Here is a 21,402-nt window from a genome sequence, read left to right as displayed (position 1 = left end):
TCAACCGAGCAGCTTGGCCTTGGCCGCGGCGAACTCGGCGTCGGACAGGATCCCCGCGGCCTTGAGGTCGCCCAGCTGCTTGAGCTTCGCGATGAGGTCGTCCTCCGCGGGCGCGGCGGGCGCCGCGGCGACCTGCGCCTGCTGCTGGGCGTAAGCCTGCTGCTGGGCGTACGCCTGCTCCTGCGCCTGCTGCGCCTGGTACTGCTGGGACTCGTACTGCTGCTGCTCGCGTGAGGCGGCCCGGCGGTTCATCGCCCTGCTGGTCGCGTTCGCGGTCCCGGTGATCACGGCCGTGCGGGCCATCGTGCCGATCAGCCCGGGCCGGCCCATCCGTCGCAGAGGGGGCATGTCAGTTCTCCTTCTCGATCTCGTCGGTGAGCGCGTCGATCGCCTCGGCCGGCACGCGCGTCCAGTCGAGCACCTGCCCGCCGGCGCCGCGCACGGCGGCGCCGAGGCCGCGTGCCCACGCGTGCTCGAACACGAGCATCCCGACCGCGGAACCGGGGGCGAGCTCGTCGGCGATGTCGTCGACGTCCTCGGCGGCGAGCAGCCCGGCAGGCTCTCCCACGATGCGCGCCAGCTCCTCGGCGCCGCTCTCGCTCGCCTCGAGCCACTCGACCGAGCCGTCGTCGCCCTTGCGCACGACCAGCGCGTCGAGCACGTCGATCGTGCCGGCGTCGACGAGACGCCCCAGCTCCGCGAGGATCTCGCCCTTGAAGTCGCTCCGGGGGAACTCGATGAGCACGAGCTCCACGGGTCCGGTGGGTCGCATGTCCTGCCTCTCGATCGGCGTGTCGGCGAGGGTGCGGGACTCGCCGACGCCGCCACCCGTGCCCGTCCTGCGGACACTGTGGCACCGCTGCGGACGGTCCGCATGCCGGGCGGCACAAGTCACCCCGCGTCACCTTCCCGTGGCCGAAGTCGCAGGTCATCCGACCCGGCGGGCCGGATCGCGGCGACCGTCAGGCCGTGCCCGCGCCGCACGACCCCCGCACCGTGAGCCGCGGCAGCAGCGCGACGTGCCGGGGCGACCCCTGCACCCCGGGCACCTCGCCGCCCTCGTCCCCCACGATCCGCCCGACGAGCACGCGCAGCGCCTCCCGGCCCAGCTCGCGACGGGGCGGCGTGACCGTCGTGAGCGGCACGACGGCGAGCTCGGCGTTCTCGTCGTCGTACGCCACCACCGCCAGGTCCTCGGGCACGCGCACGCCGCGGTCCAGGGCCGCCTCGACCAGGCGGGCGGCGTGGTCGTCGGTGTGCACGAGGACCGCGCGCGTGCCCGTCTCGCGGCATCGGTCGAGGAACGCGGACAGCTCGCGCCCGAGACCGGCCGGGTCCCCCTCTCCCTTGGGCAGCGACACGTCCGGGCCGGGCTCGACGCCGAGGCGGACGACCGCCGTCGCGAACCCCTCGCGCACGTGCGGGGCCGTCGGCGTCCGGTCGTAGACCGCCAGGCCGATCCGGCGGTGCCCGAGCCCGGCGAGGTGCTCCACCGCGAGCACGGCCCCGTGGGCGTGGTCGGACCGCACCTGGTCCAGCTCGCTCAGGGCGGTGAGGGCGTCGACGCGCCGCTCGACGACGACCACCGGCACGGGCACCGACCGCAGCCAGGCCGCGAGCTCCTCCGGCGACCGGTCCCGGGTGGTGGGGGCGACGACGATCCCCTGCACGCCCAGCCCCACCAGCCGGTCCACCTGCGCGGCCTCCACCTCGGGCCGGTAGTGCGAGACCCCGAGCACGAGGCGGACGTGCAGGCTGGGGGCCAGCGCCTCCATGCCGCGCACGAGCGGTGGGAAGTGCACCGTGGAGCTCGGCACGACGACGCCGACCAGCACGCGTGCGGCCTGCGGCTCGCGCGCCGAGCGCAGCGCCACCGCGCCGCCGTGCACGCGCGCCAGCCGCCCCGCGCGGTCGAGCTCGACGATGTCGCGGCGGATCGTCACCTCGGCGACGCCGAGCGCGGCGGCCGCCTCTGCCGAGCGCACGCTCCCCCGCAGCTCCAGCTCGCGCAACAGGTACTCGTGCCGGGCCGTGGGCAGGTGCATGGGGCCTCCGTCGTCGTCGAGCGGGTCGGTCGGGCAGCAACCTAGCGGACGATCCGGCGCCCGATGTCCGGGGATGATCGAAAATGACCGGACCTTCCGTGAGCCGTCGCGCCTGGGCGAGGATGCCGAGGTGACACCCGCCGCGACGCCGCCCCGCACCTTCAGCACGACCGACGCCACGACGGGAGGGACCACGGGTGCCCCGGCGTCCGACCCGCGCCTCGCGCCCGCGCGGCGCTGGACGCGTGACCGGTGGCTCGCGACCGCCGACGGCCTGCTCGACGCCGTCCGGCCCTACGCCTCCCCGGGCGGTGCCCTGATCGCGCTGCCCGGACCGGTCAGCGCGTCGGGCGTGTGGAGCGACGGGCTCGAGGGCTACGCGCGCACGTTCCTGCTCGCGGCGTTCCGGCTGCGCGGCGAGGACGGTCGTGACCCCGCGGGCCTGATCGAGCAGTACGCGGACGGGCTGCGGCACGGCACCGACCCGGCCGGCGACGAGCGCTGGCCGCGGGTCGACGAGCGCCGGCAGGCCGTGGTGGAGGCCGCGTCCGTGGCGATCGGGCTGTCCGAGACGCGGCCCTGGCTGTGGGACCGGCTCGACGACGGCACCCGGCAGCGCACAGTCGACTGGCTCGCGGGCGTGGTCGGGACCCGCGGGTACACGAACAACTGGCTGTGGTTCCAGAACGTGATCGAGGCGTTCCTGGCGAGCGTCGGCGGCCCGTGGGAGCAGTCCGACCTGGACCACAACGCCGAGACGGCCGAGTCCCTGTACGTGGGCGACGGCTGGTACTCCGACGGGCGCGGCCGCGGCGGGCGGCGCCAGAACTTCGACCACTACGCGGGATGGGCCTGGCACGTCTACCCGCTGCTGCACGCGCGGATCCAGGGCCGCCCGCTCGAGCGCGTGCACGCCGACCGCCTGCGCGCCTACCTCGACCAGGCCCGGCACCTGGTCGGCTCGCGCGGGGCGCCGATGCTGCAGGGCCGCTCGGTGACCTACCGGCACGCCGTGCTCGCCCCGTTCTGGGCGGGCGCGGTCGCCGACGCGACGCCGCTGTCCCCCGGCGCGACCCGCGCCCTCACGGCCGCGGTGGCCGAGCACTTCGACGCCGCGGGCTCCGTCGACGACCGCGGGCTGCTGCCGGTCGGCTGGCACCGCCGCTACGACCGCGTGCGCCAGCTCTACACCGGCGGGTCGTCGCCGTACTGGGCGAGCAAGGGGTTCCTCGGCCTGCTGCTCGGCGCCGACCACCCGGTCTGGACGGCCGCGCCCGAGCTCCCCGAGGCCTGGCAGGAGCCGCACGCCGTCGCTCTCCGGGCGCCCGGGTGGCTGGTGAGCGCCACCCCCGCCGACGGCGTCGTGCGCCTGCTCAACCACGGGTCCGACCGCGCGATCGAGCACGCGCTGACCGTCCGCGGCGACGACCCGTTCTACCGGCGCCTCGCCTACTCGGGGGTCACGTCGCCCCAGCTGGCGGCGGGCGACGTCGCCGCGCCGCTCGACTCGCACACGGCGCTCCTCGACACCCGTGGCGTGCCGTCCCACCGCGACACCGTCGAGCGCGTGCACCTGGACGACGCCGTGGCCGTGTCCCGCTCCCGGGTCTGCTGGCTCGACGTCCCCGGTCGCGGTCCCGACGGCGAGGGCCCGGACGACGGGCAGGGCGACGACGCCGGGTGGGCGGGCCTGCGGCTCGGCCCGGTGCTCACGACCGCCTCGGTGGTGCGCGGGCCGGACGAGGTGCGGCTGGCGTGGTGGACTCCCGCCGCGACCGCGACGCCCGGCCGCGCGCCGGCGCCGGGCACCACGGCCGAGGACCTCGACCGGGACGCCGCGTGGCCCGTCGACACCGGCCCCTGGCGGCTGCACGTGGGCGGCTGGCCGCTCGCCGCGGCGAAGGACGGGGCGCTGCACGTCGAGCGGAGCGCCGACCGCTCCGGCACCCTGGTCCGGGTCGTCCGCGACGACGGCACGTCCTCGCACGTGCGCGCCCTGCGCGTCGCGGTCGAGGACGGCGGCGCACCGGCCCCGTCGCCCGGCGCACCGGCCGAGACCTCGCTCGACGTCGTCGGCGCGGTGCGCCGGGCCGGGTCGGACCCGCTCGGCGCGGCGTCCGCCGTGCCCTGGCTGCGCACGTCGGCACCGGTCGCCGCGGGCGAGGTGGTCGCCGCCCTCGTCGTCCTCACGGGCAAGGACGGCGCCCGGCGCAGGCCGGCGCCCGCCGTGCGGGTGCGTCGCGGCGCCGACGGCGGCCCGCCCGCCGCCGTGGAGGTGCGCTGGCCCGACGGCCCTGTCGACGCCGTACCGACGGGCTCGGCGTCGTGACGCGGCTGCGCGCCGCCTTCGCCATGCGGCACGCCGACCTCGTGTCCGAGCTGTTCGACGACGCCGCGGTGGCCAGGCTGCGCACCGTCGCCGACGTGGCCGAGGGCGTGCTCACCCCGGACCTGCTCGCCCGGGCCGGCGAGCGCGGGCGGGGGCCGACCGGCGGAGTCCTCGGGGACGTCGACGTGCTCCTCACCGGCTGGGGCGCACCCCGGCTCGACGACGCGCTGCTGCGGCGCGCGCCCCGGCTGCGCGCCGTCGTGCACGCCGCCGGGTCGGTGAAGCCGCTCGTCACGCCCGCGCTCTGGGCGCGCGGCGTGCAGGTGTCCAGCGCCGCCGCGGCCAACGCGCGCCCGGTGGCCGAGTACACGCTGGCGACGGTGCTGCTGGCGGGCAAGCGCGTGCTCGAGGCCGCGGACGCGTTCGGGGCCCACCGCCGGTTCGACGGCTGGGACCTCCCCGACCCGCTCGGGAACCACGGCCTGACGGTCGGCGTCGTCGGCGCGTCGCGGATCGGCCGGCAGGTGATGCGGCTGCTGGAGCCGTTCGACGTCGACCTGCTGCTCCACGACCCGTGGGTCGACGCCGACGGGGCGCGCGCCCTCGGCGCCACGGCCGTGTCGCTCGACGACCTCGCGCGGGCGAGCGACGTCGTCACCGTGCACGCCCCCGACCTGCCGGAGACGTACCGCATGATCGGCGCGCGCCAGCTCGCTCTCATGCCCGACGCGGCGACGCTGGTGAACACGGCCCGGGGGCGGCTCGTCGACACCCCGGCGCTGACACGGGAGGTGGTGTCCGGCCGGCTGCGCGCCGTCCTCGACGTCACGGACCCCGAGCCGCTGCCCGCCGACCACGCCCTGTGGGACGCCCCCGGGGCGCTCCTCACGCCGCACGTCGCCGGGTCGTTGGGCAACGAGCTGCGCCGCCTCGGCGACCTCGCCGTGGGAGAGGTGGAGCTCCTCGCGGCCGGGGCACCGCTCGGGCACGAGGTGCTCCCGGAGCAGCTCGGCACCACCGCCTGACCGGGCGCGCCCGAAGGATCACCGGGCCGTCGGGTCCGGTTTTGCACGTTTCACGATCGGTTGCTCGCTCTCCTCGCACGATGGGCACGTCCACCGACGGACAACGCACCCACCGTCACGAAGGAGTGACCCATCGTGGTCGACGTCAGCCGCCGTACCGTCCTCACCTCCGCCCTCGCCGCCGGCGCGGTCGCCGCGCTCAGCGCGCGCACCGCGAGCGCCGCGCCGGCCACGGCCGCGGTCCCGCTCGTCCCCACCGGGCACGACCCGGTCGACGTGCGCTGGCTGGAGGGTGGCGCCCCCGCCGCCCTCGCCGGCGGCGCCACCTGGGGCGTGCCCTGGCCGCGCGGCGCGCTGGCCGGCGACCAGACCTTCGCCCTGGCCACCGCGGCCGGAGAGTCCGTGCCCGTGCAGACCTGGCCCACCGCGTGGTGGCCCGACGGGTCGGTGAAGTGGACCGCGCACGCGGTGAGCGAGTCCGCGCCGCGGGCCGACACCTACCGGCTCGCGCCGGGCACCCCCGCGCAGGGCGCGCACACGATCACCGTGCAGGAGAACCCGGGCCGCGTCGTGGTGGACACCGGCGTCGTGCAGGTCGAGTTCGGCCGCCAGGGCGACAAGGTCGTCCGGGCGATCCGCCGTGGGCGCGACGTGGTCGCCAAGGACGGGCGGCTCGTCGTCCAGCGGCAGGACTCCCCCGACACCGACCATGGCGCGAAGGTCGGGTTCGAGGAGTTCGCCGGAACGGTCGAGAAGGTCACCGTCGAGCAGTCCGGTCCGGTGCGCGCCGTGGTCAAGGTCGAGGGCAGGCACCGCAAGGGACGCCGCGACTGGCTGCCGTTCGTGCTGCGCTTCGCCCTGTTCGCCGGGTCGGACGGCATCCGGCTGGTGCACACGTTCTTCTTCGACGGCGACGAGGACAAGGACTTCGTCACCGGGCTCGGCGTGCGGTTCACCGTGCCGATGCGGGGCGAGCTGTACGACCGGCACGTCCGCTTCGCCGGCCCGGACGGCGGCGTGCTCGCCGAGGCGGTGCGCGGTGTCACGGGGATGCGCCGCGACCCGGGCGAGGCGGTGCGCACCGCCCAGGTCGAGGGACGGGCGCTGCCTGACCCGGCCACCTGGGACCAGCGGGTCACCACCCGCCTGAAGTGGATCCCCGCCTGGGGCGACCACAGCCTGTCGCAGCTGACCGCCCACGGGTTCGAGATCCGCAAGCGCACGGGTGCGGGGCACTCGTGGATCCGGTCCGACGCCGGCACGCGCGCGCCCGGTCTCGGCTACGTCGGCACGCCGTCCGGCGGGCTCGCCTTCGGGATGCGCGACTTCTGGCAGCTGCACCCCACGGAGCTGGAGATCACCGGCGCCGCGACGGACGAGGCCGACGCCACGGTGTGGATGTGGTCGCCGCGCGCCGAGGCGATGGACCTGCGCTTCTACCACGACGGCATGGGCCAGGACACGTACCCCGAGCAGCTCGACGCGCTCGAGATCACCTACGAGGACTACGAGCCGGGGTTCGGCACCCCCTACGGCGTCGGGCGCACCACCGAGCTGATGTTCTGGGCCCTGGCCGCCACGCCCACCGCCGCGCGGTTCGCCGAGCTCGCCGCGGCGACCGCCACCCCGCCCCTGCCCGCGAGCACACCGCAGCACCACCACTCCGCGGGCGTGTTCGGGTCCTGGTCCCCGGTCGACCGGTCCACGACGGCGAGGTCGACCATCGAGGACCGCCTCGACGCGATCCACCGCTACCACCTGGAGCAGGTGGACCAGCGCTCCTGGTACGGCTTCTGGGACTACGGCGACGTCATGCACTCCTACGACGGCGACCGGCACCAGTGGAAGTACGACGTCGGCGGCTACGCCTGGGACAACTCCGAGCTGTCGACGGACCTGTGGCTCTGGTACCACTACCTGCGCACCGGCGACGCGCAGGCCTTCCGCTTCGCCGAGGCCATGAGCCGGCACACCGGCGAGGTCGACCAGTACCACCTGGGCGAGTGGAAGGGGCTGGGCACCCGGCACGGCGTGCAGCACTGGGGCGACAGCGCCAAGCAGGTGCGCATCAGCAACGCGAACTACCGGCGCTTCGCCTACTTCCTCACGGGCGACGAGCGCTCCGGCGACCTGCTGCGCGAGCTGGTCGACTCCGACCGCACCTACCTGGTCCTCAACGCGGGCCGCAAGGTGGACGGCTCCACGGGCGAGTACGACCCCGACCCGACGGCGCTCCCGCTGAGCAAGACCACCGACTGGGGCGCCATCGCCGGGGCGTGGCTCACCGAGTGGGAGCGCGGGGGCGACCCGCGGGCCCGGGAGCGGCTGCTGGCGAGCGCGCGGTCGATCGCCGCGCTGCCCAACGCGTGGGTGCAGGCCGGCTCCACCTACGACCTGGAGACGGCGACGTTCAGCTCGGGCCCGGAGAAGGCGGTGGAGGTCGGCAGCCTCAGCTCCGTGTTCGGCCTGATCGAGGTCATGACGGAGCTGCTGGACCTGGTGGACGAGCCGGAGGTCGAGGCCCGCTGGGTGGAGTTCTGCCGCCTGTACAACAGCTCCAAGGCCGAGCAGAAGGAGGCGACCGGCTCGGACTGGGGCAGCCTCAACCTCAAGCAGTCGTACTCCCGCGCCACCGCGTACGCCGCCGTGCGGCTCGACGACGACGCGCTCGCCGCCCGCGCCTGGAAGGAGCTCGCGACCGGGCACGCCGGCTACCCCGACGACATGGACTGGGGCACGCACCGGGTGGAGCCGCCGGCCGTGCTCCGCGCGGTCGACGAGGCCGGCTTCTCGTCCAACGCGTCGGCGCAGTACGGGCTCGCGGCGATCCAGTGCCTCGCCCTCGTCGGGGAGAAGCTGTCGTGAGCGCCGCACCGCGTGGACGCCGCACCGCGGCGCTCCTGCTCGCCGCGGCCGCCGTCGTCACGGGAGGCCCGGCCGCCTCGGCGAGTCCGGCGGCCGACGCCGGGCGGCCGGGCCTCGGCGGCCCCCGGCCCGACGCCGCGCTGCTCGAGGCGTGCACCGGCACCGCCCCGGTCGTGTGCACCTACCCGGACCTGCCGCCCGGCCACTACGACGTCACCGTGATGCTGGGCGACCGGCACGGCCCGGCCGGCACCGAGGTGCAGGCCGAGGCCCGGCGCCTCATGGTCCCCGCCGTCGACACTGCCGACGGCGAGCTGGCCCGGCGCACGTTCACGGTCAACGTGCGCGACCCCGAGAGCCAGCAGAACCAGCCCGCCGGCGAGGGCACCCCGGGCCTGACGCTCACGTTCACCGGCGACGCGCCGCACGTCGCCGGGATCGGGATCCGGCCCGCCGACGTCCGCACCCCGCGACTCGCCCTGCTCGGCGACTCCACCGTCACCGACCAGGGCGGTGCGCCCTACACCGGGTGGGGCCAACGCCTGCCCGCGCACCTCCGGCTCGGGGTGAGCGTCGTCAACCACTCCGGCTCCGGCGAGAGCACGGTCTCCGTGCTCGCCAAGCCGGAGATGTTCGACGCCCTGGTGCCCCAGCTGCGGCCCGGCGACGTCGCGCTCGTGCAGCTCGCGCACAACGACAAGACCACGACCGCCGAGCAGTACCGCGCCAACCTGACCGAGATCGTCACCCGGGTGCGGGCCACGGGAGCGACTCCCGTGCTCGTCACCCCGATCGTCCGGCTCCGGTTCGACGGCGACCAGCTCGACTCCGCCGGCCTCATCGAGACCGCCGCGGGCAGCCTCCCGCAGCACGTCCGTGACGTCGCCGCCGACCTCGACGTCGACCTCGTCGACCTCACCGCGCTGAGCGAGGAGCTGGTCGAGGGGCTCGGACCCGTCGACGCCCAGCCGATCTACCTGGTCCGGGAGAACGGCGACCGCACCCACACCTCGTGGTACGGCGCCGGCGTCTACGCCGACCTCGTGGCGGGCGAGCTGCGTCGGCTGGGGCTGGTGCCGGAGCGGTACTGGCGCTGAGCCCTCGTGCCCACGTGGCTCAGATCCGCCCGCGCACCGGCGTGGTCGCGGCGTCCGTGCCGTCCTCGGGCATGACCATCTCGGCGCGCACGCCGAGCAGCCGCACCTCGCGGCCGGGCTCCAGCCCGGCCGCGAGGTCGAGCACCGCGGCGGTCACCTCCTGCAGGGAGCGCGTCGGCGCCGGCAGCTTCCGCGACAGCGTCCTGGTGAAGAACGGCGCGTAGCGCACCTTCAGCCCCACCCGGAAGACGGCCCGCCCCTCGGCCTCGGTGTCGGCGTGCGCCTGCGCCGCCAGCTCCCGCAGCGCCGCAGCGACCTGCTCGGGCGTCGTTAGGTTGCGCTGGTACGTCGTCTCGCGGCTGTGCCCCCGGGCCACCCACGGGGTGTCGTCGACGACGGCGGAGCCCTGCCCACGGCCCAGCTCCCCGTACCAGGCGCCCAGGCGCGGCCCGAGCTCGCCGACCAGGACGGCCTCGTCCGCGGCGGCGAGCCGCGCGACCGTGTCGATACCGTGCGCCGCGAGCCGCTTCGACACCTTCGCTCCCACGCCCCACAGGTCGACGGTCGGTCGCTCCCCCATCACCTCGAACCAGTTCTCGGCGGTGAGCCGGTACACGCCCGCCGGCTTGCCGAACCCGGTCGCGATCTTCGCGCGGACCTTGGTGTCGCCGATACCCACCGAGCAGTGCAGCGAGGTCGCGTCGAGCACCGCCCGCTGCACGAGCCGGGCGAACCCCTCCGGGTCCTCGCCGTCGTACCCGAGGAACGCCTCGTCCCAGCCGAGGACCTCCACCACCGTGCCCAGCCCGCGCAGCGTCTCCATCACGTGGGCGGAGGCCTCCTCGTACACCGGGCGGTCCACCGGCAGGAGGACGGCGTCCGGCACCTTGCGGGCCGCCGCACGCAGCGGCATCCCCGACCGGACGCCGAACGCCCGCGCCTCGTACGACGCGGTGGAGACCACCGCGCGCTCCGTCGGGTCGCCGCGCCCGCCGACGATCACCGGCCTCCCCGCGACCTCCGGACGCCGCAGGATCTCGACCGCGGCCAGGAACTGGTCGAGGTCGACGTGCAACACCCAGCGGAAGCTGCGCGGGCCCATGCCCCGAGTCTGCGTCACCGCCCTGCGGGTGACGAGCGGGCGAAAACCGGGGCCCCCGCGCATTCGGCGCCCCGACGACGCCTCTCTCCCAGGGCGACCACCCCCGGGTCGCACCACCCCCCTGGAAGAGAGCACCACCATGTCCGTCTCCACCCCGACCCACCGCCCGACCCACCGCCCGACCGCCGGCGTCCCCGCCCCCGGCACCCCCGCCGACCCGGCCGCGCGCCGCCTCCCGAACGCGCTCGCCGAGCAGGTGGCGCTGCGGCTCGACGTCGCCGTCACCGCCCTCGCCCGGTTCCTCACCCGGTGGTCCGTCCCTGCGCTGCGCGTCGCGCTCGGGCTCGTGTTCCTCGGCTTCGGCGTCCTGAAGTTCTTCCCCGGCGCCAGCCCCGCCGAGCAGATCGCGGGCCGCACCGTCGAGACGCTCACCCTCGGGCTCGTCCCCGCCGCGACCGCCGTCGTCCTGGTCGCGGTCATGGAGACCTTCATCGGCCTCACCCTGGTCAGCGGGCGACTGCTGCGCGTGGGCCTGGTCGTCCTCGCCGTCGCCATGGTCGGGATCCTGTCGCCCGTCGCACTGTTCGGCGACGAGCTGTTCGGGCACGGCATGACCCTGCTCGGGCAGTACGTGCTCAAGGACGTCGTCCTCGTGGCCGGTGCGGCCGTCGTCGCCTCGTGCGCACTCGGGGCCCGCCTGCGGCTCGAGGCGTGAGCGGACCGCCGCACCCGCCCCGCGTCATCGTCGGAGGGCCGCCGACCACCGGTCAGCGGCCCTCCGGCACACCGTCCTGCGACGCCCGGCCGACCCCGCGCCGCCGGTCGTCCGCGCGGCGGTGCGCGTCGATCGTCGGCCCGTGCCGCTCGCCCCACCCCGCCAACGCCGCCAGCGGCACCAGGAGCGACGCACCCAGCCCCGTCATCGCGTACTCGACGCGCGGGGGCACCTCCGGGTAGACGGTCCGCGCGACCAGCCCGTCCCGCTCGAGGCGCCGGAGCGTCACCGCGAGCAGCCGGTGGGAGATGCCCTCGACCCTGCCGAGCAGCGTCGTGAACCGCACGGGCCCGTCGCCGAGCTCGGCCAGCACCGTCAGCGACCACTTGTCACCCACGCGGTGGAAGAGCTCCCGGACCCTGCGCCGGTCGTCCTCGCCCGCGCACGCCGAGCCCGCCGCACCGTCCCAGGTCCCCGCGCCGTCCCAGATCTCCGCGCCGTCCCCGATCTCCGTGCTCGCCATGCTCGCTCCGTCCCGATCCGCACCCCGGGGTGCGTGACGCACTTCATGGTGCGGGTGGCCGACCGGGCATAGGGCACCGGTCACCGGAGGTTCCCGCCATCGACCACAACACGTCGGGGCGACCGAGATCGTCCCGACCCGACGGAAGGCGCACCATGACGACGATCGCGATCATCACCGGCAGCACCCGACCCGGCCGCTACAGCGAGCGCGTCGCGCGCTGGGTGCTCGACGTCGCGGGACGGCGCGACGACGCCCGCTTCGAGCTGGTCGACCTCGCCGAGCAGGACCTGCCCCACCTCGACGAGCCGGTCCCCGCCTCGGGCGGGCAGTACGCCGGCGAGCACACCCGGCGGTGGGCGGCGACCGTCGCCCCGTTCGACGGCTTCGTGTTCGTGACCCCCGAGTACAACCACTCGGTGCCAGGGGTCCTCAAGAACGCCCTCGACTACCTGTACGCCGAGTGGAACGACAAGGCGGCGGGGTTCGTCGGCTACGGCGTCCTCGGGGGCGCGCGGGCCGTGGAGCACCTGCGCCTGGTCGCGGCCGAGCTGCAGCTCGCGACGGTCCGCACGCAGGTGGCGCTGTCGTTCCACCACGACTTCCGCGAGTACCGCGAGCTCGACCCGGAGCCCCGGCAGCGCGCCGCGCTCGACGAGCTCCTGGACCAGGTGGTGGCCTGGTCGGACGCCCTCGCGCCGCTCCGCGCGGCGCGGGCGGCGGCCGCCGCGGCCTGACCGACCCGTCGGGGAGGACGCGGCGCGGTCGACGTGGACCGCACCGCGTCCGGATCGTGAGAATTCTCGGGAGCAGCCTGGCGTTCTGCGAAACGGCTGCTATACCTCCGCCCCAGGTCAAGAGCCCCAGCGCGAAGCCCCGGCTGGCTGGGCAGCAACCCCACGTCACGGCGGGGTGCTCCGGAGGATGACCAGGCCGCCGGCCGGCCCGTCCGCGGGCCGAGACGCCGCGCGGCAAGCGTGATCGACGGACTTGCGAGGTACACCCGATGACCGAACCCACCCGCCCCTCCGCCGCCTCCGTGGTGGTGGTCTCCGGCAACCCGCGCGAAGGCTCGCGCACCCTGGCCGCGGCCGAGGCCGCCGGGCGCCGCGTCGCCGAGCTGCTCGGCACCACGGACGTGGCGACGATCGAGCTCGCGGCGTTCGCGGGCGAGATCCTCACGGCCGCGCACCCGGCCGCCGACGAGGCGAAGGACCGCCTGGCGCGCGCCACGGTCGCCGTCGTCGCGACCCCCGTCTACAAGGCCTCCTACACGGGTCTGCTCAAGTCGTTCCTCGACCTCTACGGGCCGGACGGCCTGGCGGGCGTCGTGGTCGTGCCGCTCGTCGTGTCCGGCAACCCGGCGCACGCGCTCGCCGGCGAGGCGCACCTGCGGCCCGTCCTCGTGGAGCTGGGTGCCGTCGTGCCCACCCGCACCCTGACCCTCACCGAGGCGCAGCTGCCCGACCTCGGCGAGTCGCTCGACCCCTGGTTCGCCCGCTGGGCGACGCCGCTGCGGCGCGCCGCCGGCGTACCCGCCGCGCCGGCCGCCACCGCCACGACCACCACCACGACGGACGCCACCGCCGCCGAGCTGACGGGAGCCGCCCTGTGACCACGGAGCACACCCACGCGCACACCGACCTGTCCGCCCTGTCCGAGATCGAGGAGCTCCTGGCCCAGCAGGACGAGCCCCAGCTGTCCCCCGACGAGTTCAAGACGGTCTTCCGCCAGCACCCGGCAGGCGTCGCCGTCGTCGCGCTCGCGCACGAGGGCCGCCCCGTCGGGTTCACCGCCACGTCCGTGATCTCCGTGTCGGCCGCGCCGCCGCTGCTGGCGTTCTCGCTGGCGTCCACCTCCTCGTCGTGGCCCGCCGTCTCGGAGGCCAGCACGCTCGCGATCAGCTTCCTCGCCGACCACCAGGACCACCTCTCCGCCCGGTTCGCGACGAGCGGCATCGACCGCTTCGCGGACGGCGGCTGGACGGCCCTGCCCTCGGGCGAGCCCGTGATCGACGGGGCGGTCTCGTGGGTGCGGGCCCGGGTGGTGCAGCGGACGCCGGTCGGCGACAGCTACCTGGTGTCCCTGCGCGCGCTGCAGTCCGGGTCGGACGACGCCTCGCCGCTCGTCTACCTCGACCGGACCTACCACCGGCTCGGCGACGAGTCCCAGATCTGAGAGGCGGCCCCCGCACCATGACCACCCTGACCTCTCCCTTCCTCGTGGGGCTCGACGTCGACGGCGCGGGCGCGCACCCCGCGGCCGTCACGAGCACCGGGATCGCCGTGACCGAGCTCGTCTCCGCCGCACGGCTCGCCCGCACGGTGCGCCGCGCCGAGCACGCCGGCGTCACCTTCGCCACGTTCGCCGACGCCCTGCTGCCCGCGGTCGCGGGGTCGCCGTCCTCCGCGCGGCTCGACGCCGTCACGCGCGCGGCGTTCGTGTCCCGCACCACCACGGCGATCGGCCTGGTGCCCCAGGTGCCGACCACCTATCCGGAGCCGTTCCACGTGGCGGCCCAGCTCGCGTCCCTCGACATCGCGGCCTCCGGCCGGGGCGGCTGGCTCGCCGGCACGACCCGCACCCCGGAGACAGCGGCCGCCTACGGCCGCGACGACGTCGCCGACCTCGCCCGCGAGGCCCGCGACGTCGTGCAGGTCGTGCGCGACCTGTGGGACTCGTGGGAGGACGACGCCGTGATCCGCGACGTCGCCACGGGCCGCTACGTGGACCGCGACCGGCTGCACCACGTCGACTTCGTCGGCGAGAGCTTCGCCGTCAAGGGCCCGCTCATCACGCCGCGCCCGCCCCAGGGTCAGCTCGTGGTGCTCGCGGCGGCCGCCGACGTCGCGCCCTCGGTGCGCGCCGAGCCCCTGGTCGACGTCGCGCTCGTCGGCGGCACCGACGTCGCCACCGCCCGCGCGGCGGCACGCGCCGCGACGGCCGCGGGGACCGGCGGGCCCGACGGCGCCGCCCGGGCGGTGCTCGACCTGGAGGTGGTGCTCGACGCCGGCGGCCGCACCGCGACCGCCCGGCTCGCCGAGCTCGACGCCGCCACACCCTCGGGAGCGCGCACCGGCTGGGGCACGGGCGCGCTGCGGTACACCGGCGACGGCCCGGGCCTCGCCGGCCTCCTCGCCGAGCTCGCCGCGTCGGGCGACGTCGCCGGCGTGCGGCTGCTGCCCGCCGTCCTCGACGCCGACCTGCCGGTGCTCTCGGGCGACGTGCTGCCCGCGCTGCGCGCCGCCCGGCTCACCGCGGCGCCCCGCGCGGGCACCACCCTGCGGGAGACGCTCGGGCTGCCGCGCCCCGCGAACCGCTACGAGACCCGACCCGACGCCGGCACCCGGGCGCGGCACGCCGCCCCGACCGCCGCCCCGACCGCCGTCGCGACCGCCTGAGGAACTCCGATGACCACACCGACGACACCGCACGCCCCCGACGCGCCGATCACCCGCCCCCGCGCGCAGGTGCACTTCGGCGTCTTCTTCCAGGGTGTCAACCACACCACCATCTGGTCCGACCCGGAGTCCGGGTCGCAGACGGACTTCGCCTCCTTCGAGCGCGTGGTCCGCACCGCCGAGCGCGGGCTGTTCGACGCGTTCTTCCTCGGCGAGGGCCTGCGCCTGCGCGAGACCCGCGGCCGGATCCACGACCTGGACGTCGTGGGCCGCCCCGACGCGATCACCCAGCTCGCCGCGCTGGCGGCGATCACCGAGCGCATCGGCCTCGTCGCCACCCAGAACACGACGTATCACGACCCTGCCGACCTGGCCCGGCGCCTCGCGAGCCTCGACGTCCTGTCCGGCGGGCGGGCGGCGTGGAACGTCGTGACGACGGACAACGCGTGGACCGGCGAGAACTTCCGCCGCGGCGGCTACCTCGACCACGCCGACCGCTACGAGCGGGCCGCCGCCGTGCTGGCCGTCGCCCGCGGGGTCTGGGACGCGTTCCCGGACGGCCCCGACGGCGACGTGGCGCGGGTGAACGTGCCGGGCGCCGACCTGCGCACCCCCCGCGACCTGGTGCTCGACGTCACCACGCCCCGCAGCCCGCAGGGCCACCCGGTGATCTTCCAGGCGGGCGACTCGCCCCAGGGGCGCGACTTCGCCGCCGCGCACGCCGACGTCATCTTCTCCCGGCACGGCGCGGTGCTCGCCGACGCGCTGGAGTTCGCGGCCGACGTGCGCCGCCGCGTCGTCGCCGCCGGACGGCCGGAGGACGACGTGAAGATCTTCCCGGGCACCGCGATCGTCGTCGGCGACACCCCGGCCGAGGCCGAGGAGAAGGCGCGCTGGGTGCGGCACGCCCAGGTCACGCCCGCCACCGCGCTGTCGATCGTCGGCAACATCTGGGGCGAGGACCTCTCGTCGTACGACCCGGACGGCCCCCTGCCCGCGCACGACCCGGTGGTCGAGGAGCTGGGCGGCGAGCGCGGCTCCGCGACCACGGGGGCGCGCACGCACGAGGTCGCCCGGCAGTGGCGCGCCCTCGCCGAGGCGGAGCACCTGTCGATCCGCGAGCTGGTGATCCGCAACGCGGGCGAGCGCGGCTTCACCGGCACCCCCGGCGCCGTCGCGGACGAGCTGACCCGCTGGGTGCGCACCGGCGCCGTCGACGGGTTCAACCTCAGCCCGTGGATCGTGCCGTCCGGGCTGGACGACGTCGTCGAGAAGGTGGTGCCCGCACTGCAGGAGCGCGGGGCCTACCCCACCGCGTACGAGGGCGTCACGCTGCGCGAGCACCTCGGGCTGCGCGAACCGCTCACCCGGCGAGCCCGGAGCCGGTCCGCGACCGTCGACGCCGACAGCGAACCGACGCTCGTTCCCACGCCCTGAGCACGTACTCTGCGACGGCAGACCAGGAGGCGACATGACCACGACCACCACGCCGGACGCTCCCGCCGGCACGCTCGGCACCGCGTCCGAGGCCGTCCTCGACAACCCGCGCTGGTCGTCGCTCACCGGGGCGCACGCGCACCTGGCGGAGGGCAACGAGCTGGTGCTGCGCTACCCCGCCGACGTGTCCCCGTTCGCCGCGGTCCGGTCGTGGGACGACCCGGACGTCTGGGACGCGATCGTGGACGTCGCCGGCCACGGCGCGGAGTTCCCGGGGCCGCCGGCGGACGTGGCACTGCCCGCGGGGTGGGAGCGGGCCTCGCTCCACGAGGGCGTCCAGCTCGTCGAGACGGACCGGCTGACCACCCGCCCGGACGACGAGGCGCTCGTGCTCGGCGCCGACGACGTGCCCGACATGCTCGCCCTCGTCGAGCGCTCGCGGCCGGGCCCGTTCCTGCCGCGCACGTACCTCATGGGCCGCTACGTCGGGTTCCGGCGCGACGGACGCCTGGTCGCGATGGCCGGCGAGCGGCTGCAGCCGGAGGGCTGGACCGAGATCAGCGCCGTGACGACCGATCCCGACCACCGCGGCCAGGGCCTGGCCACCCGCCTCGTGCTCGACGTCGCGCACCACGTCCGCGAGCGCGGCGCCCGGCCCATGCTGCACGCGGCGGGGAACAACGCGAACGCGATCCGGCTCTACGAGAACCTCGGGTTCCGGCTGCGCGCCCGCACCGCGTTCGGCGCGATCCGCACGCCGCTCGCCTAGGGCGTGACCGAGGGCCGTGCGGGGTGGCGAAGGACCCGGTTCCGGCGGAACGGGTGCCCTCGTCCCTGCGGACCGTGCAAGTCCTCGACGTGTGACGACACCAGTGTGGTGAGGGCGCCCGTGCTGCACCACAGACGCCTGGTGACGGCGACGAGAGCGGGGCGGCGGATGCGCGGGCGCGGTGTGTCGAGCGTGGCCCTGCTGACGGTCGGCGTGGCCGTGCTCGCGGGGTGCCAGACGGCGCCCGGGCCGAGCGTCGACCCCGACGTCGTCGTCGCCCGCTACGAACCGACGGGCGCCGGAGGTGACCAGGCCCTCCTCCGAGGACGGGTCGCCGCGGTCCACGGGTGCATCGTCGTCGACGACGAGTCCTCGGACACGGTCTACACCGTGATCTTCCCTGCGGAGGCGCCGATCCCGCCTCTGGGCGAGGACGTCGAGCTGGTGGGAGGGGCGCACGACCGGTTGCCTGACGGCGTGACGACGAACGGCTGCGAGACCGCGCCGTTCTGGCTCGTGTCTGCCGACGAGTGAGGGCATGCACGCCGGCGCGGTACGGGCTCGGCGGTGCGTAGGCTCGGGCGATGAGCCTTCTTGCTGCAGAGCACGCGCTGCACGCCGCCCAGCGCGCCGGAGACGTCGACGCGCTCGAGGCGTTGCTGCACCCTCGGTGCGTCGGGGCAGGCCCGGACGGGTCCGTCTTCTCCAAGCACGACGACCTCGAGAGCTACCGCTCCGGCTTCCTGCAGATCACCCGCCTGGAGGAGGAGTCGCTCGAGGTCCAGGAGGACGTCGCGAGCGGGACGACCCGGCTGGTCGCCGCCGTGGACGCGATCCAGGGCGGCACCGCCGTGTCCGCGCGGTTGGTCTACACGCGCCTCTGGGTGCGTGCCGGCGAGGGGTGGCGGGTGCTGGCTGCCACGCTCGCGCCCGCCGCCGAGCCGGCCTGACCGGCCCGGCGGCCGCTCGGGCCTGCAGCGCTCAGGCCTCCAGCAGGTCGGGCTGCGGGTGCCGCACGCCCTGCACGGCGCCGCGCGGGATGGCCGCGGAGATCGCCGCCAGGTCGTCGGGCCCCAGGTCGAGCGACGCGGCGGCGACGTTCTGCTCCAGGTAGCGCAGGCGCTTGGTGCCGGGGATGGGCACGATGTCCTCGCCCTGCGCGAGCAGCCACGCGAGCGCGAGCTGCGCGGTGGTGACCTCCCGGGTGGCGGCGAGGTCCTCCAGCGCCCGCACCAGGGCACGGTTGTGCTCGAAGGCCTCCCCGGCGTAGCGGGCGTGCTTGCGGCGCACGTCGTCGGCGGCCAGGTCGGTCACCTGGTCGACCGTGCCGGTGAGGATGCCGCGCCCGAGCGGGGAGAAGGGCACGAACCCGATGCCGAGCTCGCGCAGCGCGGGCAGGACGGCGTCCTCGGGGTCGCGCGTCCAGAGCGAGTACTCGCTCTGCACGGCGGTGACCGGGTGCACGGCGTGCGCGCGGCGCACCGTGTCCGCGCCCGCCTCGGAGAGCCCGATCGCGCGGACCTTGCCCGCCGCGACCAGCTCGGCGAGCGCGCCGACGGTCTCCTCCACCGGCACCTGCGGGTCCACCCGGTGCAGGTAGTACAGGTCGAGGTGGTCCGTGCCGAGCCGGGCGAGCGACCGGTCGATCGCGGCGCGCACGTACTCCGGGCGCCCGTCGACGGGGCGACCGTCGGGATGCTTCCCGAGCCCGAACTTCGACGCCAGCACGATCCGGTCGCGCTGCGGGCCGAGCACCCGCCCGATGAGCTCCTCGTTGCGACCGGCGCCGTACACGTCCGCCGTGTCGATCAGCGTGACGCCGAGCTCGAGGGTGCGGCGCAGCACGGCCTCGGCCTCCGCGGCGTCGGCCGGGCCGTAGGAGTCGGCCACCGACATGCCGCCGAAGCCGACGGCCGAGACGGTGAGGGCGTGGGCGCCGGAGCCCAGGGTGCGGGTCGGCAGTGCGCGCGTGGGCAGGGTGCCCGTGGAGGGTGTCGTCATGCGCGCAGCCGACCACCCCCGCGGCGGCCCCGCAAGGCCGGCGGCGCGCCTCTCGGATGCTGGACGCCCGGCCCCGCCGAGGGGCGTCGCCGCCGGTGTCAGCCGGCGGTGTCAGCCGGCGGTGTCAGCCGATCGAGCGGCGGTGCCGCTCGGCCAGCTCCTGGTACTCGATCGCGTTGCGGCGCACGCGCTCGGCGCCCTCGGCGTCGAGCGGCCCGCGGTCCTTGGCGGGGACGCCCACGGCGAGGTGCCCGGCGGGGATCTCCTGCCCCTCGCGCACCAGCGCCCCGGCGGCCACGAACGCGCCCTCGCCCACGACGGCGTGGTTCAGCAGCGTGGCGCCCATGCCGACCAGGCTGCCGTCCCCGACGGTCGCGCCGTGGATGATCGCGCCGTGCCCCACGCCCACCCCGGCGCCGATGGTCGCGGGCACGCCGGTGTCCGTGTGCACCACGCAGTTGTCCTGGATGTTCGACCCCTCCCCGAGCACGATCGCGTCCATGTCGCCGCGCAGCACGGCGCCGTAGAACACGCTGGCGCGCGGCCCGATGCGCACGCGTCCGATGATCGTCGCCGTCGGGGCGACCCACGCCGTGGGGTCGATCTCGGGGGTGTGGCCGTCGAAGGGGAGCACCGTCGCCATGACCCGGACCCTACCGTCGTCACACGCCGGCGGCCGTCACCTCCGCCCGGGCGGAGTCTGCGCGCACGGGCGCGGGCAGCCCCAGGTTGTCCCGCAGGGTCGAGCCCGAGTACTCGGTGCGCAGCGACCCCCGCTCCTGCAGCAGCGGGACCACGCGGTCGACGAACTCGTCGAGCCCGGTGGGGACCAGGTGCGAGCCGAGCACGAACCCGTCCGACCCGTCGCGCTGCACGAAGTCGTCGAGGGCGTCGGCGACCTGCGCGGGCGTGCCGACGAAGCTGCCGCGCGTGAACTCCTCGATCGCCGTCTGCCGCAGCGAGAGCCCCTCGGCCTGCGCCCGCGCCCGCAGGCGGGCGACCGTGGCGGGCCGGTCGGCGTGGATGAGCGCCCGCCCCGCGATGAACGGGGGCGCGTCCACGAGGGGCTCGACGTCGGGCAGCGGGCCCTCGGGGTCGTACCCCGACAGGTCGCGGTTCCAGATCTGCTCCAGCAGGATCTGCGCCGTCCGGCCCGGCACCTGCTCCTCGCGCACCCACCGGGACCTCTCGCGGGCCTCGGCCTCGGTGTCCCCCAGCACGAAGGACGCGCTGGGCAGGATCTTCAGGTGGTCGGGGTTGCGCCCGAGCCGCGCCGCCCGCGCCTTGACGTCCACGTAGTACTCCCGCGCCTCCTCGAACCTGCCGTACGGCGAGAAGATCGCGTCGGAACCGGCCGCGGCGAAGTCCCGCCCCTGCGGGGACACCCCGGCCTGCAGGATCACGGGGTGGCCCTGCGGCGGCCGCGGGACCCCGAACCGCCCCGCCACGTCGAACTGGGGGCCGGAGTGCCGGAAGGCGCCGGCGCCGCGCGGGGCGAACACGCCGGCCTCCTTGTCGATCACGAGGTCGTCGTCGGCCCAGGAGTCCCACAGCTCGCGCACGGTGGCCAGCGTCTCGGCCGCGCGCTCGTAGCGCTCGGAGCGGTCGAGGAAGCCGCCGCGCCGGAAGTTGGCCCCCGTGAAGGCGTCGAAGCTCGTCACGACGTTCCACGCCGCGCGCCCGCCCGAGAGGTGGTCCAGTGAGGCCAGCTGGCGGGCCAGCTCGTACGGCTCGTTGAACGTCGAGTTGATCGTGCCGGCGAGGCCCAGGTGGTCCGTCACGGCCGCGAGGGAGGCCAGCACGGTGAACGTGTCGGGGCGCCCGACGACGTCCTGGTCGAAGACCTCGCCGTCGCGCTCGCGCAGGGCGAGCCCCTCGGCGAGGAAGAAGAAGTCGAAGCGCCCCCGCTCGGCGGTGCGTGCCGTGTGCTCGAACGACGAGAAGTCGATCTGGCTGCCCGCCTCGGGCAGGTGCCACAGGGTGTGGTGGTTCACGCCGCCCAGGTAGGCGCCGAGGATGATCTGCTTGCGGGGCTTGTTCTCGGGGATGCTCATGGTCGGGTCCTCTCGGTCGGCGGTGTCACGGTCGGCGAT

At 75.7% G+C, this 21,402-nt stretch carries 21 protein-coding genes and 1 riboswitch; of the genes, 13 read left to right on the top strand and 8 right to left on the bottom strand.

Going from position 1 to position 21,402, the window contains the following annotated elements; translation table 11 throughout:
* From ACFQ8E_RS14130 to ACFQ8E_RS14120, 3 genes are all read right to left on the bottom strand, one after another.
* Positions 1-348: an SHOCT domain-containing protein gene (locus ACFQ8E_RS14130; protein ID WP_430551187.1), complete on the bottom strand. Its 348-nt coding sequence runs from the start codon at positions 346-348 to the stop codon at positions 1-3.
* A gap of 1 nt (position 349) precedes the next feature.
* A complete protein-coding gene (locus ACFQ8E_RS14125; protein ID WP_430551186.1) occupies positions 350-772 on the bottom strand; it encodes a DUF6325 family protein in 423 nt (140 codons plus the stop codon).
* A gap of 190 nt (positions 773-962) precedes the next feature.
* Entirely contained in the window at positions 963-2,045 is a 1,083-nt protein-coding gene (locus tag ACFQ8E_RS14120; protein WP_430551185.1) for a substrate-binding domain-containing protein, read from the bottom strand.
* A gap of 130 nt (positions 2,046-2,175) precedes the next feature.
* On the opposite strand from ACFQ8E_RS14120, the gene ACFQ8E_RS14115 reads away from it, so the two are divergent.
* The 4 genes from ACFQ8E_RS14115 (at position 2,176) to ACFQ8E_RS14100 (ending at position 9,361) form a co-directional block, all read left to right on the top strand.
* On the top strand, positions 2,176-4,374 hold the full coding sequence (locus tag ACFQ8E_RS14115; protein WP_430551184.1) for a DUF2264 domain-containing protein: 2,199 nt from the start codon (positions 2,176-2,178) through the stop codon (positions 4,372-4,374).
* Positions 4,371-5,399 carry a hydroxyacid dehydrogenase gene (locus ACFQ8E_RS14110; protein ID WP_430551183.1) on the top strand — a complete coding sequence of 343 codons (1,029 nt, stop codon included), beginning with the start codon at positions 4,371-4,373 and terminating at the stop codon, positions 5,397-5,399. Before ACFQ8E_RS14115 ends, ACFQ8E_RS14110 begins: the two co-directional genes overlap by 4 nt.
* Before the next feature lie 135 nt (positions 5,400-5,534).
* Positions 5,535-8,264, top strand: coding sequence for a Tat pathway signal sequence domain protein (locus ACFQ8E_RS14105; RefSeq protein ID WP_430551182.1), 2,730 nt, complete (start codon positions 5,535-5,537; stop codon positions 8,262-8,264).
* Positions 8,261-9,361 carry a GDSL-type esterase/lipase family protein gene (locus tag ACFQ8E_RS14100; RefSeq protein WP_430551181.1) on the top strand — a complete coding sequence of 367 codons (1,101 nt, stop codon included), beginning with the start codon at positions 8,261-8,263 and terminating at the stop codon, positions 9,359-9,361. The genes ACFQ8E_RS14105 and ACFQ8E_RS14100 overlap by 4 nt, the downstream gene beginning before the upstream one ends.
* 19 nt (positions 9,362-9,380) lie before the next feature.
* Here ACFQ8E_RS14100 and ACFQ8E_RS14095 read toward each other — a convergent pair whose 3' ends face one another.
* A complete protein-coding gene (locus ACFQ8E_RS14095) occupies positions 9,381-10,463 on the bottom strand; it encodes a DNA polymerase IV (RefSeq protein ID WP_430551180.1) in 1,083 nt (360 codons plus the stop codon).
* Between the two features lie 139 nt (positions 10,464-10,602).
* Here ACFQ8E_RS14095 and ACFQ8E_RS14090 point away from each other — a divergent pair, with 139 nt between their 5' ends.
* A complete protein-coding gene (locus ACFQ8E_RS14090) occupies positions 10,603-11,178 on the top strand; it encodes a DoxX family membrane protein (protein ID WP_430551179.1) in 576 nt (191 codons plus the stop codon).
* A gap of 52 nt (positions 11,179-11,230) precedes the next feature.
* Here the strand turns inward: ACFQ8E_RS14090 and ACFQ8E_RS14085 are convergent, their stop codons facing one another.
* The gene (locus ACFQ8E_RS14085) at positions 11,231-11,701 is read right to left on the bottom strand and encodes a winged helix-turn-helix transcriptional regulator (RefSeq protein WP_430551178.1); all 471 of its coding nucleotides are present in this window, start codon (positions 11,699-11,701) and stop codon (positions 11,231-11,233) included.
* Between the two features lie 155 nt (positions 11,702-11,856).
* Between ACFQ8E_RS14085 and ACFQ8E_RS14080 the strand changes: the two genes are divergently transcribed.
* From ACFQ8E_RS14080 to ACFQ8E_RS14045, 8 genes are all read left to right on the top strand, one after another.
* Positions 11,857-12,438, top strand: a complete 582-nt coding sequence (locus ACFQ8E_RS14080) for an NADPH-dependent FMN reductase (protein ID WP_430551177.1) — start codon at positions 11,857-11,859, stop codon at positions 12,436-12,438.
* Positions 12,439-12,553: 115 nt separating this feature from the next.
* Positions 12,554-12,685: riboswitch (SAM riboswitch) on the top strand.
* A gap of 22 nt (positions 12,686-12,707) precedes the next feature.
* On the top strand, positions 12,708-13,316 hold the full coding sequence (locus ACFQ8E_RS14075) for an NADPH-dependent FMN reductase (RefSeq protein ID WP_430551176.1): 609 nt from the start codon (positions 12,708-12,710) through the stop codon (positions 13,314-13,316).
* Positions 13,313-13,879: a flavin reductase family protein gene (locus tag ACFQ8E_RS14070; RefSeq protein ID WP_430551175.1), complete on the top strand. Its 567-nt coding sequence runs from the start codon at positions 13,313-13,315 to the stop codon at positions 13,877-13,879. Before ACFQ8E_RS14075 ends, ACFQ8E_RS14070 begins: the two co-directional genes overlap by 4 nt.
* A 17-nt stretch (positions 13,880-13,896) precedes the next feature.
* Positions 13,897-15,102 carry an LLM class flavin-dependent oxidoreductase gene (locus ACFQ8E_RS14065; protein ID WP_430551174.1) on the top strand — a complete coding sequence of 402 codons (1,206 nt, stop codon included), beginning with the start codon at positions 13,897-13,899 and terminating at the stop codon, positions 15,100-15,102.
* Positions 15,103-15,111: 9 nt separating this feature from the next.
* Complete coding sequence (locus ACFQ8E_RS14060) at positions 15,112-16,539, top strand: LLM class flavin-dependent oxidoreductase (protein WP_430551173.1); 1,428 nt, start codon at positions 15,112-15,114, stop codon at positions 16,537-16,539.
* Positions 16,540-16,573: 34 nt separating this feature from the next.
* The gene (locus tag ACFQ8E_RS14055; RefSeq protein WP_430551172.1) at positions 16,574-17,308 is read left to right on the top strand and encodes a GNAT family N-acetyltransferase; all 735 of its coding nucleotides are present in this window, start codon (positions 16,574-16,576) and stop codon (positions 17,306-17,308) included.
* Positions 17,309-17,449: 141 nt separating this feature from the next.
* The gene (locus ACFQ8E_RS14050; RefSeq protein ID WP_430551171.1) at positions 17,450-17,842 is read left to right on the top strand and encodes a hypothetical protein; all 393 of its coding nucleotides are present in this window, start codon (positions 17,450-17,452) and stop codon (positions 17,840-17,842) included.
* Between the two features lie 50 nt (positions 17,843-17,892).
* Positions 17,893-18,258, top strand: coding sequence for a nuclear transport factor 2 family protein (locus ACFQ8E_RS14045; protein ID WP_430551170.1), 366 nt, complete (start codon positions 17,893-17,895; stop codon positions 18,256-18,258).
* Between the two features lie 31 nt (positions 18,259-18,289).
* Here ACFQ8E_RS14045 and ACFQ8E_RS14040 read toward each other — a convergent pair whose 3' ends face one another.
* The 3 genes from ACFQ8E_RS14040 to ACFQ8E_RS14030 all read right to left on the bottom strand — a co-directional run bounded on the left by ACFQ8E_RS14040 (position 18,290) and on the right by ACFQ8E_RS14030 (position 21,363).
* Complete coding sequence (locus tag ACFQ8E_RS14040) at positions 18,290-19,309, bottom strand: aldo/keto reductase (RefSeq protein ID WP_430551169.1); 1,020 nt, start codon at positions 19,307-19,309, stop codon at positions 18,290-18,292.
* A 124-nt stretch (positions 19,310-19,433) separates the two neighbouring features.
* A complete protein-coding gene (locus tag ACFQ8E_RS14035; protein WP_430551168.1) occupies positions 19,434-19,952 on the bottom strand; it encodes a gamma carbonic anhydrase family protein in 519 nt (172 codons plus the stop codon).
* Between the two features lie 19 nt (positions 19,953-19,971).
* Positions 19,972-21,363: an NtaA/DmoA family FMN-dependent monooxygenase gene (locus ACFQ8E_RS14030; RefSeq protein ID WP_430551167.1), complete on the bottom strand. Its 1,392-nt coding sequence runs from the start codon at positions 21,361-21,363 to the stop codon at positions 19,972-19,974.
* Between the last annotated feature and the right edge of the window lie 39 nt (positions 21,364-21,402).

The sequence above is a fragment of the Isoptericola sp. NPDC056573 genome (assembly GCF_042793335.1).
GTDB lineage: Bacteria > Actinomycetota > Actinomycetes > Actinomycetales > Cellulomonadaceae > Isoptericola.
This window is presented reverse-complemented; position numbering and strand designations above follow the sequence as displayed.